Here is a 15332-nt window from a genome sequence, read left to right as displayed (position 1 = left end):
CTTGGTAAAATAAAATGAAGTTTTAGAACACGCTGTAAAGTATTTAAAGATACTGCACAACGAGGGAAATCGAGCACAGGCTGGTTTTATGGCTTTAAATTGCATTTAATCGTAAATGATCAAGGTGAAATATTATCATTTATGATTACTCCTGGAAACGTCGACGACAGGAATTCGAAAGTGATTTTTCCACTTGTTAAGAATATTCACGATAAGAACCTGCCCAGTCCTCGATTTTTTCTTATGGAAAAAACCGAAACTGAACAGAACCTTGCAGCTTGATCTTTCCAATAAAGTAAAATAAAGTTTTGGGATGCGCTGTAAACTTTTCGGAGATAGAGGTTATATCAGTCAATCTTTGTTTGAAAGTCTTTATGAAAAAGGAATTCAACTCATTACAAAACTTAAAAAGAATATGAAAAATAAATGAATGCCCTTAGTCGATAAAATTCGTTTAAGAAAAAGAGCTATCATTGAAGCAGTTAATGATGAACTCAAAAATATCTGTCAGATTCAACATACTAGACATCGAAGCTTTTTCAATTGGGCTGTTAATCTATTATGTGGGTTAGTTGCATTTTCATTTTTTCCAAAAAAACCTTCTTTGAATTTCAGATCCAAAGACAATTTACAACTTTTACTTGCTCCTTAGGCCGAACTCACGTTACATTATTGAATTTGAACACATCATAAACTCGATTGTGATCGAGCTTATGATAACGTAGGCAATTTTTCTACAAGTCTGGTTTAGGCAATGAGTGAGTATGTTTACTTCTCAACGGATTTGGTTCGAAGTATAACTCCCTAGATACTCGATTTTTCCGTAGATCTAAGGTCCAGATCATTCTGTAAATATCATGAAACTGAGGAACTCCCCGGTTTATTATATCATTTACAGAATCTCCAATCCCCACCTCTTCAAGCCAAAGTAAATAGTTGAAAAGATAACACCTCGAAACTCCATGTGCAGCCGCCAAAACTCCCAAAACGGTCCATACACCCGAATTCACGTGAATCGTCATCTTCTTTAACTCCCCGACGCCCCAATTGTACTTGATCTTACCGCCTCTCCAGTGAAGTCGATCCAAAGAAACGACGTATTTCGTATATCTCTTAAGCAAAAATGGAAGTTTTTTAGAAAGAGTTTTCCTTGCAACCGTATCCAACTGATTCCAGTAACTCATAGGAACCAAAAGAGAATCAGAGCCGACCACACCTTCATTCAAGGCGGATTGAATCTTTTTATCGGAGCTCAACAAAAGAATGTCCATAACCGAAGCGGTTCCGAGAATCGCTCTCAAAGACATGGTTTTTAGAAAAAAGCGAGAGTTACTGACAATTTTTCATACTGTCCTTGGAAGAACTAAAAAAAGCCGACAATCCTGGGAAAACTTGTCGCACCGAACTTATCCAGAACTACAATGCGAGAATTCAAATTTAAAAAGAAATCAGAGAACGCTACATCCGGTAGACTCTGGAGCAAGTTTTTAGAATCGTTGTTCTCTAAAGAACTTTTCAAAATTACGACTAAAAATTCACGCAGAAAAAACACCGCAAAATAATTAGAATATTCTAAAATTCTAAAGAAATAGAATCTATAAAACCTTCGGCATTGTGTGGATTTCTTGGAGAGAATGGATCGTAAAACCCCTGTTTTTCATTTCCACCATTCCTTTGATGAGAGCTTTAGCGGCGTTGGATGTGGTCAAACAAGGCACCTTAAATCTTATAGCCGCCTGACGGATCGTAAAACTATCGTCTCTTGTAACTCTTGAAAGAGGAGTGTTGATGATGAGATGAATCTTATTCTCTCTGATATAATCCAAAGCCGTGGGAAATATTCCGTCGTAAACCTTGTTGATCTTGGAAGAAAGAATTCCATTGTCCGAAAGAAATTTATGAGTTCCCGAAGTCGCAATCAAATTGAAACCGAGTTCGGAAAGATCCTTGATATAAGAAAGAAGCTCCGGCTTCGTCTTGTCGTTGATACTTACAAAAACTGTCCCTTGAGAAGGAAGTTCGTCACCGGCCATATATTGAGATTTCAAAAATGCTTCCCCGACAGTGGAAGCGATTCCCATTACTTCTCCGGTGGAGCGCATCTCCGGACCTAAAATCGTATCGACTCCCGGAAATTTATTAAACGGAAGAACGACTTCTTTTACGGAAACCTGAGAGAACGCCATTTCTTTCGGAAGAGGAAGACTTTTCAAAGATTCTCCCATTATAATCCGAGTTGCGTATTTTACAATCGGATGGCCAAGAGCCTTGGACACAAACGGAACGGTTCTCGAGGCTCTCGGATTCACTTCGATGATATAAAGGATTTCATTCTTTACCGCATATTGAATGTTGATGAGACCCTTGACTTGAAGTTCCAAAGCAAGATCCACGGTCGCTTTACGGATTTCATCCATCATATTTTTGGAAAGCGTTTGCGGAGGAAGAATACAAGCCGAATCCCCGCTATGAACCCCAGCCTCTTCGATGTGTTCCATAATGCCAGTAACAAAAACTTCTTTTCCATCGCAGAGAGCATCCACATCCACTTCCACCGCGTCCTCCAAAAAGGAATCAATCAAAAGCGGTCTGTCTTTCGAAATCTCTTCTGCCTTTTCCATATAACGATCGAGCTCTTTTTCTTCATTGATGATGAGCATCGCTCTTCCTCCGAGAACGTAACTCGGGCGGACCAAAATCGGATACTTGACCTTTTGCGCGATTTCTCTCGCTTCTTCCATAGAAGTTGCGATCCCGCTTTCTGGAGAACACAGTTTCAATTTTTCTAATACTTCGACGAAACGTTTTCTGTCTTCGGCGCGGTCGATGGAATCCGGACTTGTTCCTAAAATTTTAACCCCTTTTCTTTCCAGATCCCTTGCGAGCTTAAGAGGAGTTTGTCCCCCGAATTGAATGATGACACCTTCCGGTTTCTCGTTTTGATAAATACGATATACGTCCTCCAGGGTCAGAGGCTCGAAGTAAAGACGATCCGACGTATCGTAATCCGTCGAAACAGTTTCCGGATTGGAATTGACCATAATGGATTCGACTCCCAACTCCTGAAGAGCGTAGGAAGCCTGACAACAACAATAGTCGAATTCGATTCCCTGACCGATTCGGTTCGGTCCCCCGCCGAGAATCATCACAGACTTAGTAGAAGTCACATCGGATTCGTCCTCTTCGTCGTAAGAAGAATAGAAATAAGGAGTATAAGCCTCAAATTCTCCGGCACAGGTATCGATTCTTTTATAAACGGGAAGAATTTTTTCAGAACCGAGTTTGGTTTCAATTTCCTCTTCCGACTTTTTTAGAATATTCTGAATTTCTGTTTTTTTCAGATCGACTCTGAGATCGCCGTCGAGAAGATCTAAAATCTGTTTTTTATTCTTTAAAAACGAAAGCTGTCTGTTGGAAAAACCGGCCCGTTTCATTTTGGCAAGAACGGAATCTCCCTTTTCGGAATATTCCTTTTCCAGTTTGAGAAGATCTTCCATTTGCCAGAGGAACCACCGATCCACCTTGCAAAGATCGTGGATCTGATCCACGGTGTATTCCGCGTCGAAAGCGAGTTTGATGTAAAAAATACGCTTATCGTTCGGACGTTTTAGAAAGGAATCGATCCATTCCTTTCTTTGATCACTATTTAAACTTCTTGCATATAATAATTCTTGAAAATACCCGTCCGAACCGAAGCCGTAACGGTCGATTTCGAGAGAACGAAGCGCCTTCTGAAAACTTTCCTTAAACGTCCTTCCGATCGCCATCGCCTCGCCGACCGCCTTCATCTGAACCCCTAGGGTATCGTCGGTTCCCGGAAATTTTTCAAAGGCAAAACGAGGCACTTTTGTTACGACATAGTCGATCGAAGGCTCAAAAGACGCCGGAGTTACCCGAGTGATATCGTTCTTAATTTCGTCTAACGTGTATCCTATCGAGAGAAGAGCGGCGATCTTCGCGATCGGAAATCCGGTCGCTTTGGAAGCCAAAGCCGAAGAACGAGAAACCCTCGGGTTCATCTCGATTACGATCACGTCTCCGTTTGCCGGGTTGACCGCAAATTGAATGTTGGAACCGCCAGTCTCTACTCCGATCTCCCGAATGATCGCAATCGACATATCTCTTAAGTTTTGATATTCCTTATCGGACAAAGTTTGTTGAGGAGCCACGGTGATGGAATCGCCCGTATGAACCCCCATCGGGTCGATGTTTTCGATCGAACAGATAATAACTACGTTATCTGCCAGATCACGCATAACTTCGAGTTCGAATTCCTTCCAACCTAGAACCGATTCTTCCAAAAGAACCTGACTGATCGGAGAAGCCTTAAGACCTTTTGAAACGACTTCCTCAAAAGTTTCTTCGGTGTAAGCGATTCCGCCTCCGGTACCGCCGAGAGTAAACGCGGGACGAACGATGAGAGGAAGCCCGAGCTTTTTTTGATTTCGACGGCGTCTGTGAGATTGTTCGCCAGACCGGATGCGGGAACTCTCACACCGATTTTTTCCATCGCTTTCTTGAAAAGTTCTCTGTCTTCGGCTTTTTTGATCGCGTCCACTTTGGCACCGATCAATTCCACGTTATATTTTTCCAAAAGCCCCGCGCCGTTGCAAGCGAGGGCGAGATTGAGAGCGGTCTGACCTCCGACCGTAGGAAGAATTGCGTCCGGTTTTTCTTTCTCAAGAATTTTTTGAACGACTGGAACCGTCATCGGCTCTACGTAAGTGGCATCCGCAAGATCGGGATCAGTCATGATCGTCGCAGGATTTGAGTTGAGCAGAATGACGCGAATCCCTTTTTCTTTCAGGGCTTTGGCGGCTTGAGTTCCAGAATAATCAAATTCACACGCCTGTCCGATTACAATCGGACCGGAACCCAGGATGAGTACAGAACGTATATCTTCTCTTCTAGGCATACTAAAATACAGATTTTTAGTTTAGCCCTATCCTTCAAGCATCAATTCGACAAAGGGAGCAAATACTCGCCCGCTTTCTTGAATTTTCCGGAAGAGATCAGAAACGAAACAAGAGAATCTTTCAGAGAAGAACACTCTTCGATCGCAAGCGGCTTTTCGTTCCAAGGATCGGCAATCCGATTGTAACAACGCCAAAACACACCGTTCTCCGAAGGAATGTAGATGAGTTTACGGGTCGTATTCTGAAACATCCTATGTTTGGAAATGATCACACTCTCCTTCGCGTAAGAATCTCCGATCGAAATAAAAGGAAATTCTCCCGATTCAATCGAATGCAAATGAAGAATGTCGGGATAGTAAATTCTTTCCTTTTGATAAAAATGATTTCCCAAATCACTAAACCAAATTCCGGTTTCGCCGTAAACGTTTCGAGAATCTTTCCAAGTCTGAAAACTCAAACCTGCGGACAAATCCCTTCCAAAACGATTTTTCAATTCGTCTCGCAAATTCTCACGTAAGGAAAAATCTTGCACTCGGTTTGCAACAAACGAAAGTAAAGTCGGAAACAGATCCAGGGAACTACTGATTCCGGTAAACCTCCGACCAGCGCCGACGTTTCGAGGGAATTTAATGAGTAGAGGAATATGAGTCACACCCTCTCCTCTCAGATGTTCTCCGTGTCCATGACTATGATCGGCTTCAAACAAGGATTCCCCATGATCGCTCGTTAAAACGATCAGAGTGGAATCGTAAATCCCTTCTCTTTTTAAGTGCTCCAAAATTTTTCCGACCGAGTCGTCAAAGGAATAAATCGAAGCCTGAAAGAGTCCTCGAATCTGTTCCTGATCATAGCTCGAAAGTTCGGAAGAATCGCTCGGATTCACAAATTTGAAATACTTAAATTTTCCATAATATTCAGAATTTGTAAATATTTTGTAATACGGATACGGAGGACTGAATGGGAAATGCGTCACAGAGGAAAAAAAGACCGTAAAAAACGGATTCTCCTCCTTTTTTAATCCGGCCAAAAGATCTGGAAGTATTTTAGAATCGTCCCCCAAACTTGGAAATCCGCGGATTGCCCCGAAATATTCTCCCGCGCCCGGAATCGAACCGGTCACGATCGGAAGAAGAAAAATCTGAGTTTCTAAAATCCTTTGCGCCGTGAGAATTCCAGCGTGAAAGATCGGAGCTTTTACGGATCGAAACCCCCAATCAGCTCGAGGAAAAATATCACCCGCAAACGAAGAAACGACCTGCGTCTTGTATCCGAGTTGCGACAAAAGTTTCGGAAGTGTTTTAGAAACATTCCCGCTCAAACCCTCCCGATCCTTTATATCTGGAAACATATCTTGAATTCCGTGTATGAAACTGGGTTGTCCCGTGAGCAAATCCGCCCAAGCGGGAAAAGTCCTGGGAATCGTAGTATGATGATCTTGGAATATTACAGAATCCTTAGCAAGTAAATCGATATGAGGTGTCAATCCCTCCTTACCTTGCGCATATCCCATTTTATCATAACGAAGACTATCCGCACTCAGAATCAGAATGTTCGGAAAACCTTCCGCACCCAGGACGGTATTTTCTGGAACTTCTTTGCTCCAAGTTAGAGCCGAAGTAAAAACTCCAAGACAACTTTTCGAAGAAGCAAAACAAATCAGAAAAGAACAAATAGTAAAAAGTAAAACGAGAACAATTCGATTCCAATTTACATTTTTCAAATTTACGGTCCGAACCGGATCAAAAATCGGAACCATCTTGTTCTCAAAAACTCGAGTGGAAAGATAGAAGATAGTCGCACTCAAAATTCCCAAAAGACTTCCGTAAGAATGGGACCAAAAGAGTAAAAAACAAAACAAAACGAAAAAGATAAAACCGGACCAATTTCGTCTTAATATTAAAAAAACAGAATGTATTACGATACAAACTCCCAAAATTCCGAGCGCGATCGCCAGCGGAATCCAGGGAGAAACCCAATCCGTCAAGAAAAATAAAAAGAAACGCAAAAATGGAAATCGATAAAAGAAAAATTCTCCGTAGAGCTGGGGATAAAAAATCACAGAATGACACCAAAGAAGAAATACAAATACTCCGAAAATCCAAGAGACTTTTCGACAAGAGTTCTCCTTTTCAACTTCGGCACCTTTCTCGATAAAAGGATCGAAACCTTCAGCCAATAAAGCCCCATCTTCTACTTTTTCCGACAAAGGACCGATAAAAGACAAGCCGGTCAAAACCTCTTTTTTATTCCCAAGCTGCGCAGAAGAAAGGAGCAAACCGATCGCACCGAACAAAATCCCGCTCGCAATCAAAGTTTGAATATAATCTTTTAAGAATAAAGGCAGAACGGATAAAAATAGAGACTTGAATTCGGAAAGATCCACTCCCATAAACCGAAATGAAGAGTTTAAAATCAAGGTCGCAAAAGAAATCCCCATTCCGATTGCAAAAAATCGAAGATATAATCTTACGGATTTCTCCGCCAATAGAATTGTGATCATCTTCGGCATAAATTTTCCGTGATTCTCATTTTAAAAACGTTTTCGAAAATCCGATCTCGCTTTCGACAAACATTTTCTTTTGCTTGTTTCGACAAACGATCTTTCTGAAAAAAGGTTTGAAGTCGAACCCTAAATTCTCGAAAAACAGGATTAAAGAGAAAGTTTACTTCCGTAAGATTCAAATGACAAATTCCGCAATCGAACTTTGATCGATTATAAGACAAATTCTTTGTAAACCATCGCCACACTGTATAAAAAATTTTTCTCCGCAAAAAACCGACCACATTCTATTTAAGCGCGCGCTTAAAGTCCCCATCAAACCATTTTTTGTGCTTATCGTCGGGATTACGACCGGCCTATTTTACAACACTTTCGGAATCTCTCCGAAAAAGAAAAACCGGATTCGAATCGATTCTTAAAATAGAATTCAACTTTTCGAATATTCAATCTTCATTTTCATAAAATGAGGATATATCTTCTGAAATTTCGGATGTATTTTCGTTCGGAAGTCGAGAAACGTTCTCCGCGTTCCAAACTCCGTTTACACGGAAAGTTAAAAAATTCTTTCCGAACTTGCGGGTTTCAAAACCGGGCCAGTCCGGATTGATCGGAGACTGGACAAAAACGGCTACGGTAGCATCGTCGTTTAACAAAAAGTCCAAAAGAGATTTGATTTTTTCCTTTTTCTTATCCCAGAAAGAATACGGAGGATCTAAAAAATAGATCTTCGATTTTTCGGGAATATCGAGTTTATTATAAAAACGGAATACGTCTTTTCTGTTGATCTCGTAATTATCGCCGAATTTTGCGAAAAGTTTTCGAAGATTGTCCGATCTTTCCCAAGCCAACTCGTATAAAACGACTCTTGCAAATCCTCGACTCATTGCTTCCAAAGCCATCTGTCCGGAACCTGCAAAAAAATCCACAAACGCGGATTCCTCAAGTATCGATCTTCCTTTTAAAACCAAAGAGCCAACGATATCGAAAACGGATTTTTTTAAAATCGCGGGAGTAAAGTTCGTGTTTCCCGCAACGGCAATAGGCGTTTCTATCGACTTACCTTTGAGTTTCCCGGCCTGTACCTTGAGTGCTTTCACACTTTTTACTCCGTTTTTTTTTCGACGCTCAACTCCAAGATCCGAATCTTTTTCGCCAACTTTTCGGCCGATTTCAATTCTCTAAGTTTGATAAGAACTTGTTTCACCTCCGAAAATTTTCCGGCTCCGTATAAAATGCAAGCATAGGTGTAAAGCCCTTCCGCATAACGCACCGAGGATGTTCCGTTTTCGGTAAAAATCTTCCCCCAATAAATCCCAGAAGATTCATCTTCCAATACCAGACAACGTTCTAGAAACAAAAACACAGAATTGTAAAAAATTCCGGGATGAGATCCTTTCTTTTCATAGATACTTCTCAAAGTTTTATCGATTTCTTCCGGATCTTTTTCTGCGGAGGTATATAAAAGTAGAATTCTATAATCAATCTCCTCCTTTCGAAGTGCAGCCCGGGAAACCTTTACTAAGGTATCATAGTTTCCTTTTTTGTAAAAATCGTAAACGTCGCTGAAATCGGTCGGTAAGGCCGAACCTTGAGGAAATAAAACAAATAGAACGAATACGGAGACTAGGAACCGGCTGGCACAATTCTTGGCGAATCGCCGAACCGGCCCGGTATTTTTCAAAACTCGATTACTACAGAGGAACCGCACATCGGACAAATCGCCCCTTCGAGACCGTAATCTTCGGCTTCGTAAGCGTCCTCTTCCCAACGATGATCGCAATCTTCACAAGCAAACGTTAATACCTCTTCTCCGGTCCCATCCTCATCGTAACCGGTCTCAACTTCAAAATCTTCATCAAAATCGTAATCGTAAGGCATAGAAATCCAACGGAATCAGGGGAGGCTTAGGTGTCAAGTTTTAGGGAATTCAAAAAATACGTGAACCCAGAATAGGTGTATAAAAAATCGACGAAGTATGCTGTATCAATCCGGCCTGAAAAGTTATAAAAAGAAAACTAGTTATAAACCTTACATTCTTGTCGCTTTTATGTTGATTTTAGGCGGAACTGGATTTTTTTTCCAGCAGAGTATCAAAAACCTATTCGCGGGTGATAGAAAAATTCTTCTCGAAAAAGAAAGAAAAAACATCCAGCAACAAATCCATTCGGGAACTCTCGAAGAAGGTTCCGTGAAAAATTTCCAAAACGCCGCCAAAGATTACGTTCACGCGAATCCTTCGGATGAATTGGGATATTTTTATATTGCATTAGGAAATTATAATTCGTTTTTGCTTAACGGATTTTCTTTCGACTCGGGGACCTTGGTAAAACTCGCCTATTCGGGATTCAACGACTTTCTCAAGGAAGACGAATCGTATCTTCCGATCCTGGAAGAAATGTACCGAAACGCGCTTCGCGCAAAGGCGATCGATCCCACAATCGGCGAAAATCCGGATAACGAAGTGATGATCGCATTTGGAGAAACGGTCAAACAACATCTTTCCAAAAAATCCCTCACTCATCTTTTAAATTCGATCCCGTACGACAAGATCAGTCCCGAATTTAAAATCAGCTATACCTGGATTGCGATTTTAGGAGCGTCCTTATCGGGAGATACGGAATTCTTAAAACGAAATCTTGCAAGCCCAGAATCCAGCGGATCGATTCTTCTCACCGAAAGAGAAGCTCTTTTTTTAATCGGACTTTCCGAATTCCGCGCAGGCCAGTATGTCTCTTCCCTCAACTTCATCCGTAAGGTTAGAAACGAAAACGAAGACTTTATCACGATCGGATCTTGGATTTTAGAAGCGAAAATTTTCAGACTTCAAAATCTACACGCAAAATCAATCGCGATTTTAGAAGAACTTTATCCAAAGGTGGAAGAGAGAAGGGAGGAAATTATCCGACTCGCAAAAGAGATCGTCGATGAAAAGCCGACCCTTAAAACGAAACTCGATTTGGAATCGACTCGGTAAAATCTTTAGAAACCAGATGTTAAACGAAACAAAATCTCCTCTTATCCCGAAAATTCTTCACAAAGGATTTATTGTAATCGTATCCGCATCCTTATTTACAACTTGGATCGTTTCTTGCGGACTCAAACCCGTTCCCCCTCCCGAAGGAAAGTTCTGCGATGTCTGGCACAAACCGGTTGAATGTGTGGAATTGAATTTCAGAAAAGGAATCGGTGACCTAGGCCAAGGTCCGCTTCCCTTACGGATGAAAAACGTAGTTCTCTATGATCTAGAAATTGAAAACAAACAAAACATCCTCATAGAAGTTCTTCATGAACATAGAGTGCGGATTACCTTTCCCGGAAAAGAATCCAGGTTGTATCTTAAGATCAAGGATCAAGGAGAACGCAAACGAAGATGGGAAAAAGCAAAAGAAGAATGGGACGAACTTTTTAAATGAATAGGGCGTTTTACACCACTATTTTCGAACGATTTCTAGAAAACAAAGGAGCATTGAGTTAGGAAAGCGAACTTCAACGAAAAAGCATAAACTTTTAATTCCACTTCCTAAACTGAATAAAACGGCTTTATAAGGTTCGTCGACTCCAACCAAAAGCCTTCTTATTGACACGTTTTTAGTTCGCAACTTAAGAATTTACTTTTAGTGAAACTAAAATGAACGCGAGCAAAAAACAATTTACCAATTGAAATGAATTCGTATAATCAAAGTCGATGATACGTTCGAAAATTTCACAAAAGACCAAATCCCCTTATTTGGTTTCCATCATCGAAGACAATCAACACACAGCCCTCAATCTTCGGGAACTTCTTTCCAATTCCTCCGACTTTCAATTTTTAGGACACTATCCCGACTCGCAAAAAGCGATCAAAGGTATTCCGGAAAATATTCCAGATATCGTGATCCTAGATATAGGACTTCCCGGAAAGAACGGATTGGAATGTCTCAAAGAACTCAAAGAAAAAACACCTAACACTAAATATGTGATCTTTACCGTTTTTGAAGACGAAGAAAAAATAGTAGAAGCAATCCAAGGAGGAGTATCCGGCTATCTTTTGAAGGATACTTCTCCCGAACTGTTCCTTGCTGAACTCAAAGTTATCGTGCTGGGAGGCGCTTCACTTACTCCCAGAATTGCGGACAAGATCATCCGAGAATTCACAAAAAAAGAGGAGACCCAAAATCCGCCGATCCAAAATACCCTGGGACTTACGAAAAGACAACTTCAGATTCTTAATTTCGTGGCGCTTGGAATGACCGTCGCGGATATCGCGGACGAACTCGATATTTCCAGTCATACGGTCAGCAGACATATCGAAAAGATTTATAAAAAGATGGAAGTGCATTCCAAATCCGAAGCCATCATCCGAGGAAGAAGAATGGGAATTATACGAGACGTTCCAGGGTATCCTTAAATGCCCGCAAAGAGAATATTCGTATTTTCTATTTTTATTATATTTCTCTCGTTTTCAACGGGATGTTTTCCTCCCCTAAGCCCCAAAAACGCGCCGATCGCGGAAAAAGGCGTCATCGACTTCAGAAATTTTAATCTAGACAAGAACATTACCACACTTAACGGAGACTGGGAATTTTATTGGAAGGAATTGGCACATGGCAGTCATCCGATCCCTAAAACTCTCTTTTATTTTCCCGTTCCCGGAATTTGGAGGGACTACGATCCTAACTTCACTCCGGAAAGTTATGCGACCTATCGTCTGCGCGTGTTATGCGATTATAAATATCCCAATTTAAAAATCAGAATTCCCAGACTTCCGGGAGTTTACGAAGTCTACTTCGACGACCATAAAGTCTATTCGAACGGTTTTGCCGGAACCGGTCCTTTAGACACGGTATTTTCAGCTCATCCATTGGTGACAAATATCGTCGTACCCTCTGAAGATTTTTATATCACCGTGACCGTTTCCACCTTCAAAGGAAATTATCTCAAAGGTGGAATTCGAAAACCGTTCCAAATCGGATCAGGAAAGGCAATCGATTCGGAGGAAAAAAGGGAAGAATGGAGAGAGATGATCCTAATCGTCGTTATCTTTTCTTTCGGAATCTATCACGTGATATTCTTTTTTTCCTACAGAAAAGATCCGATCCCCCTCTATTTCACCGCGTTTTGTTTTTTAGTTTCCGGGTATTCTTTCATCACCTCCGAAATTCAATTTATGGCTCTTCCGGACCTTTCCTTGGATTTGAGACTACGGATAAAATTTTTTTGCGAGATCGCATTTTTCCCTACCTCTTTCCTAATGCTCCGTAAAATGTTTCCGCTTCAGTTCAACCGAAAATGGATTCAAATCGCAATCGGAACGAGTACGATTTTCTTTTTCGGAATTTTCGCTTTCAACGAACGGAATATAGTCTGGTTTTATTCTTGGTTTATGTATTTTCCCCCACTTTACGCATTGATTTTGATTATAGGCACAGCAACCACTTTTAAGGCCAAAGAACTTTTCACTGGTTTTGTTCTGGCGTTTACAATGATGAACGACGGAATTTACGGTTTATACGAGATTTATACCTTATATCCGTACAGTTTCCCTTTGGGTCTTATCGCTTTTGTTGCATTAAATTCTTATATTATTTCCTCAAGATTCGCGGAAGATCTGGATAGAACGAAAGAATTCGCACAACTTCAAATCAGATACAACGAACAACTCAAACTACAAGCGCAGGAAAGAACAAGAATCGCGTCGGATATTCACGATTCCATAGGGTCCGAGCTCACAGCGATTCTTTTCGAGTTGGAATCCAAAGATAAAAACGATTCCACATTGAAAAAACTCAAATCGGAACTGAATCATCTCATTTCGAACGTAAGAGATATCGTATTTCTTATGCACCATCAGGGAAACAATCAGGAACTCGTGGAAGAAGTGATAAAAAGGTACGGAGACAGAATCCAACGCACCGGAACCATAGAAGTTAAAATGGAAATTGAAGACGTTTCCAATTTCATACATCTGGATCAATGTTTACACGTTCAAAAAATCTTTTTAGAAGTCGCGTCCAATATTCTCAGACATTCAGAAGCGAAAAAGATCCAAATTTCCTGGAAAAAAGAAGGGAAAAATCTGATTCTAAAAGTGACAGACGACGGGAAAAAGTTCGAGATCAATCCGGAAGAAGTTTCCGGAATCGGAATGAGCAGTATTCGAATGAGATCCGAAAAATTGAGAGCAAGATACGTTTTTCATTCCAAAGATTCGGAAAATTCGTTCGAACTAAATATTCCGATTTCATAATGTTATAATTTCCACATTCTAAGTTTTAAAACAAGTTTTTTCAAAGTAATAGTTTCTACGTTTTCGGATGTGACGCTCTAAAAATCTCAAAAGTTCTATGTTGGTTTTTAGAACTTTAGAAAATAGGAATATTCTGTAGACTTTACCTACAGTAGAAACCACTGGGGCATTGTAACCTTTATTCTAACGTGAGTTCGTGTAAGAAAAATTGGGCGAATAAGAAACTAAAGTGCAACGACTCCCTAAAGCCGTATGTTTCAATCTTTTCCTTCTCATAATAAAATCTTACGAAGTCTATCGTATCTGAAACAAAGGTCCAATGGTATCAACTAACGTAAGTCAGTTGCCATCCGAAACCCTCTTTAAAACGACGAGATCGTCCCCCCAAAGGCCTTGCCAAGCGTCCGCTTTCAATTCGCGAAACAAAAAATAGCCGCTGGGAGTTTCTTCGCCTCTTCTTCTAAGCTGAAGACCATCCGCATCTTCTGAAATGTACAATTTCGTTTCGGAGCTTTCTTCCAAAAGAACCGCTTCTCTTTCACTGATAAACCGGATATGAATCGTCGGAACAACCGGTGAAACTCTCCAGGTCCCAATAAGATCGATTTTTGTTTTCGAACCTGTACCGACTGGAACTTGAGAATCGCCGAAAATAAAAAGATAAACACACCAAACGATTAAAACCGTTAAAAAAACTCCGGCCGTAATCAGAATTACCTGTCTCCGATCGATTCCAGTTTGCATTCGCCGGCCTCCTCCTTAAACCTTCTACTGATAAAGGTATCGTTCAACTTCCCATTCGCACTGACTCGAATCCGATTGTTTTCTACGGCTCCGTAACCGGTAAGATCTACGGTTTCGTTTTTCCAAAAGATGTTTCTATAATAAGACAAGGTCGGTAGAAGATTGTGTTCGTATCCAAAATCAAAAGGCTCTCTAAGATTTAAAGGAAGGGATCTTTTATCTTGAAAACGGGAACGATTAAAACGCACGTTGTGCTGAACATTTAAAGAATTATGGAGCGCTAAAAAATCGTCTCCAAAAAGACGAATCGTGGTATCCGAAGTAATCGTTTCGGGAACAATCCAAGACCCGCAGAAGCCATTTATCGGTTCTTCCCAAGGCATTTCAGTAACTTTCACTTTCAGATCCATATACGGATTGTCTTGCCCGAAAGTGAAATTTGCAAACGCTTCCACGAATTGATTCTCATCTTGAAAACCTTTCATATCCAGTTTGGAAAAGAATGGAACCACCCTTCCATCTAAAGTCACCCTTCCGAGATTTTTTTCTTTAAACCGAAACGATTTTAATTTCCAATGTACGGTAAAAGTCAAATATTCCATTAAATATTTGTAAAATGGAGTTCTCGTCCAACGGATTTCAGGAATCAATTTTTCCTGCCGGGTTTTGATATCGGTTCGGATCCAATTCCTCCAAGAATGGTAAACCGGTAGAAAATCCTTTATTGAAACCCGATCCAATTCTAGATCCCATTTCCAATCGTTGTACAAAGGATAAAAAAACGCTCCGTTGGCTCTCGGAGATTTTTTCCAACCGGTCTTGCCAGTAATCCGAGTTACAATCGATTCTTGAAAAAGAGAACCTTTCGCATTAAAATTCAAAAGATTTCCGGGCGTGATATCAAGATTAGCCTGATCCAAACGTAAGTCGAAAAAGGGATCCTTCC

12 protein-coding genes and 2 pseudogenes (1 of these 14 running past the window's edge) are annotated in these 15332 nt (G+C 40.7%); 5 read left to right on the top strand and 9 right to left on the bottom strand.

Annotated features, from left to right (window positions below; all coding sequences use genetic code 11):
* Nucleotides 1–30 precede the first annotated feature (30 nt).
* Nucleotides 31–652 (top strand): annotated as a pseudogene (locus LEP1GSC062_RS25875) (transposase); the annotation flags it as partial.
* A gap of 82 nt (nt 653–734) precedes the next feature.
* Here LEP1GSC062_RS25875 and LEP1GSC062_RS13115 read toward each other — a convergent pair.
* The 7 genes and pseudogenes from LEP1GSC062_RS13115 to LEP1GSC062_RS13085 form a co-directional block, all read right to left on the bottom strand.
* Nucleotides 735–1307, bottom strand: a complete 573-nt coding sequence (locus LEP1GSC062_RS13115; RefSeq protein WP_020984500.1) for a DUF1564 domain-containing protein — start codon at nt 1305–1307, stop codon at nt 735–737.
* Nucleotides 1308–1595: 288 nt separating this feature from the next.
* Nucleotides 1596–4481, bottom strand: coding sequence for a carbamoyl-phosphate synthase large subunit (gene carB, locus LEP1GSC062_RS13110; RefSeq protein ID WP_244265108.1), 2886 nt, complete (start codon nt 4479–4481; stop codon nt 1596–1598).
* 122 nt (nt 4482–4603) lie between these two features.
* Nucleotides 4604–4915 (bottom strand): annotated as a pseudogene (locus LEP1GSC062_RS26010) (carbamoyl phosphate synthase preATP-grasp domain-containing protein); the annotation flags it as partial.
* A gap of 41 nt (nt 4916–4956) precedes the next feature.
* On the bottom strand, nt 4957–7425 hold the full coding sequence (locus tag LEP1GSC062_RS13105) for a sulfatase family protein (RefSeq protein ID WP_020984515.1): 2469 nt from the start codon (nt 7423–7425) through the stop codon (nt 4957–4959).
* Between the two features lie 434 nt (nt 7426–7859).
* Complete coding sequence (locus LEP1GSC062_RS13095; RefSeq protein WP_020984499.1) at nt 7860–8513, bottom strand: RsmD family RNA methyltransferase; 654 nt, start codon at nt 8511–8513, stop codon at nt 7860–7862.
* Nucleotides 8514–8518: 5 nt separating this feature from the next.
* The gene (locus LEP1GSC062_RS13090) at nt 8519–9097 is read right to left on the bottom strand and encodes a hypothetical protein (protein ID WP_020984495.1); all 579 of its coding nucleotides are present in this window, start codon (nt 9095–9097) and stop codon (nt 8519–8521) included.
* Complete coding sequence (locus tag LEP1GSC062_RS13085) at nt 9094–9294, bottom strand: hypothetical protein (RefSeq protein WP_002745160.1); 201 nt, start codon at nt 9292–9294, stop codon at nt 9094–9096. Before LEP1GSC062_RS13085 ends, LEP1GSC062_RS13090 begins: the two co-directional genes overlap by 4 nt.
* Before the next feature lie 97 nt (nt 9295–9391).
* On the opposite strand from LEP1GSC062_RS13085, the gene LEP1GSC062_RS13080 reads away from it, so the two are divergent.
* The 4 genes from LEP1GSC062_RS13080 (at nt 9392) to LEP1GSC062_RS13065 (ending at nt 13642) form a co-directional block, all read left to right on the top strand.
* The gene (locus LEP1GSC062_RS13080; protein ID WP_020984507.1) at nt 9392–10390 is read left to right on the top strand and encodes a hypothetical protein; all 999 of its coding nucleotides are present in this window, start codon (nt 9392–9394) and stop codon (nt 10388–10390) included.
* A 16-nt stretch (nt 10391–10406) separates the two neighbouring features.
* Complete coding sequence (locus LEP1GSC062_RS13075) at nt 10407–10829, top strand: LIC12806 family lipoprotein (RefSeq protein WP_010576478.1); 423 nt, start codon at nt 10407–10409, stop codon at nt 10827–10829.
* Nucleotides 10830–11101: 272 nt separating this feature from the next.
* On the top strand, nt 11102–11803 hold the full coding sequence (locus LEP1GSC062_RS13070; RefSeq protein ID WP_010576479.1) for a response regulator: 702 nt from the start codon (nt 11102–11104) through the stop codon (nt 11801–11803).
* Nucleotides 11804–13642, top strand: coding sequence for a sensor histidine kinase (locus tag LEP1GSC062_RS13065; protein WP_020984497.1), 1839 nt, complete (start codon nt 11804–11806; stop codon nt 13640–13642). It begins immediately after the preceding gene.
* Nucleotides 13643–13981: 339 nt separating this feature from the next.
* Here the strand turns inward: LEP1GSC062_RS13065 and LEP1GSC062_RS13060 are convergent, their stop codons facing one another.
* Both LEP1GSC062_RS13060 and LEP1GSC062_RS13055 read right to left on the bottom strand, forming a co-directional pair.
* Nucleotides 13982–14386: a hypothetical protein gene (locus LEP1GSC062_RS13060; RefSeq protein WP_020984496.1), complete on the bottom strand. Its 405-nt coding sequence runs from the start codon at nt 14384–14386 to the stop codon at nt 13982–13984.
* Nucleotides 14356–15332 carry the 3' end of an LIC_12586 family protein gene (locus LEP1GSC062_RS13055; RefSeq protein ID WP_020984511.1) on the bottom strand. Its footprint extends 1225 nt past the window's final position, so only the last 977 of its 2202 coding nucleotides appear in the window; its start codon lies beyond the right edge, outside the window; it ends in the stop codon at nt 14356–14358. Before LEP1GSC062_RS13055 ends, LEP1GSC062_RS13060 begins: the two co-directional genes overlap by 31 nt.

Origin of the sequence: Leptospira alexanderi serovar Manhao 3 str. L 60 (genome assembly GCF_000243815.2) — a bacterium.
GTDB classification, from domain to species: domain Bacteria; phylum Spirochaetota; class Leptospiria; order Leptospirales; family Leptospiraceae; genus Leptospira; species Leptospira alexanderi.
Note: the sequence above shows the minus strand (reverse complement) of the source record. Positions and strands in the feature narration are given on the sequence as shown.

Coding starts and splice junctions, on each gene's coding strand:
- LEP1GSC062_RS13115 (WP_020984500.1), bottom strand. CDS start 1,307: ATGTCTTTGAGAGCGATTCTCGGAACCGCTTCGGTTATGGACATTCTT.
- LEP1GSC062_RS13105 (WP_020984515.1), bottom strand. CDS start 7,425: ATGCCGAAGATGATCACAATTCTATTGGCGGAGAAATCCGTAAGATTA.
- LEP1GSC062_RS13085 (WP_002745160.1), bottom strand. CDS start 9,294: ATGCCTTACGATTACGATTTTGATGAAGATTTTGAAGTTGAGACCGGT.
- LEP1GSC062_RS13080 (WP_020984507.1), top strand. CDS start 9,392: ATGCTGTATCAATCCGGCCTGAAAAGTTATAAAAAGAAAACTAGTTAT.
- LEP1GSC062_RS13075 (WP_010576478.1), top strand. CDS start 10,407: ATGTTAAACGAAACAAAATCTCCTCTTATCCCGAAAATTCTTCACAAA.
- LEP1GSC062_RS13070 (WP_010576479.1), top strand. CDS start 11,102: ATGATACGTTCGAAAATTTCACAAAAGACCAAATCCCCTTATTTGGTT.
- LEP1GSC062_RS13065 (WP_020984497.1), top strand. CDS start 11,804: ATGCCCGCAAAGAGAATATTCGTATTTTCTATTTTTATTATATTTCTC.
- LEP1GSC062_RS13060 (WP_020984496.1), bottom strand. CDS start 14,386: ATGCAAACTGGAATCGATCGGAGACAGGTAATTCTGATTACGGCCGGA.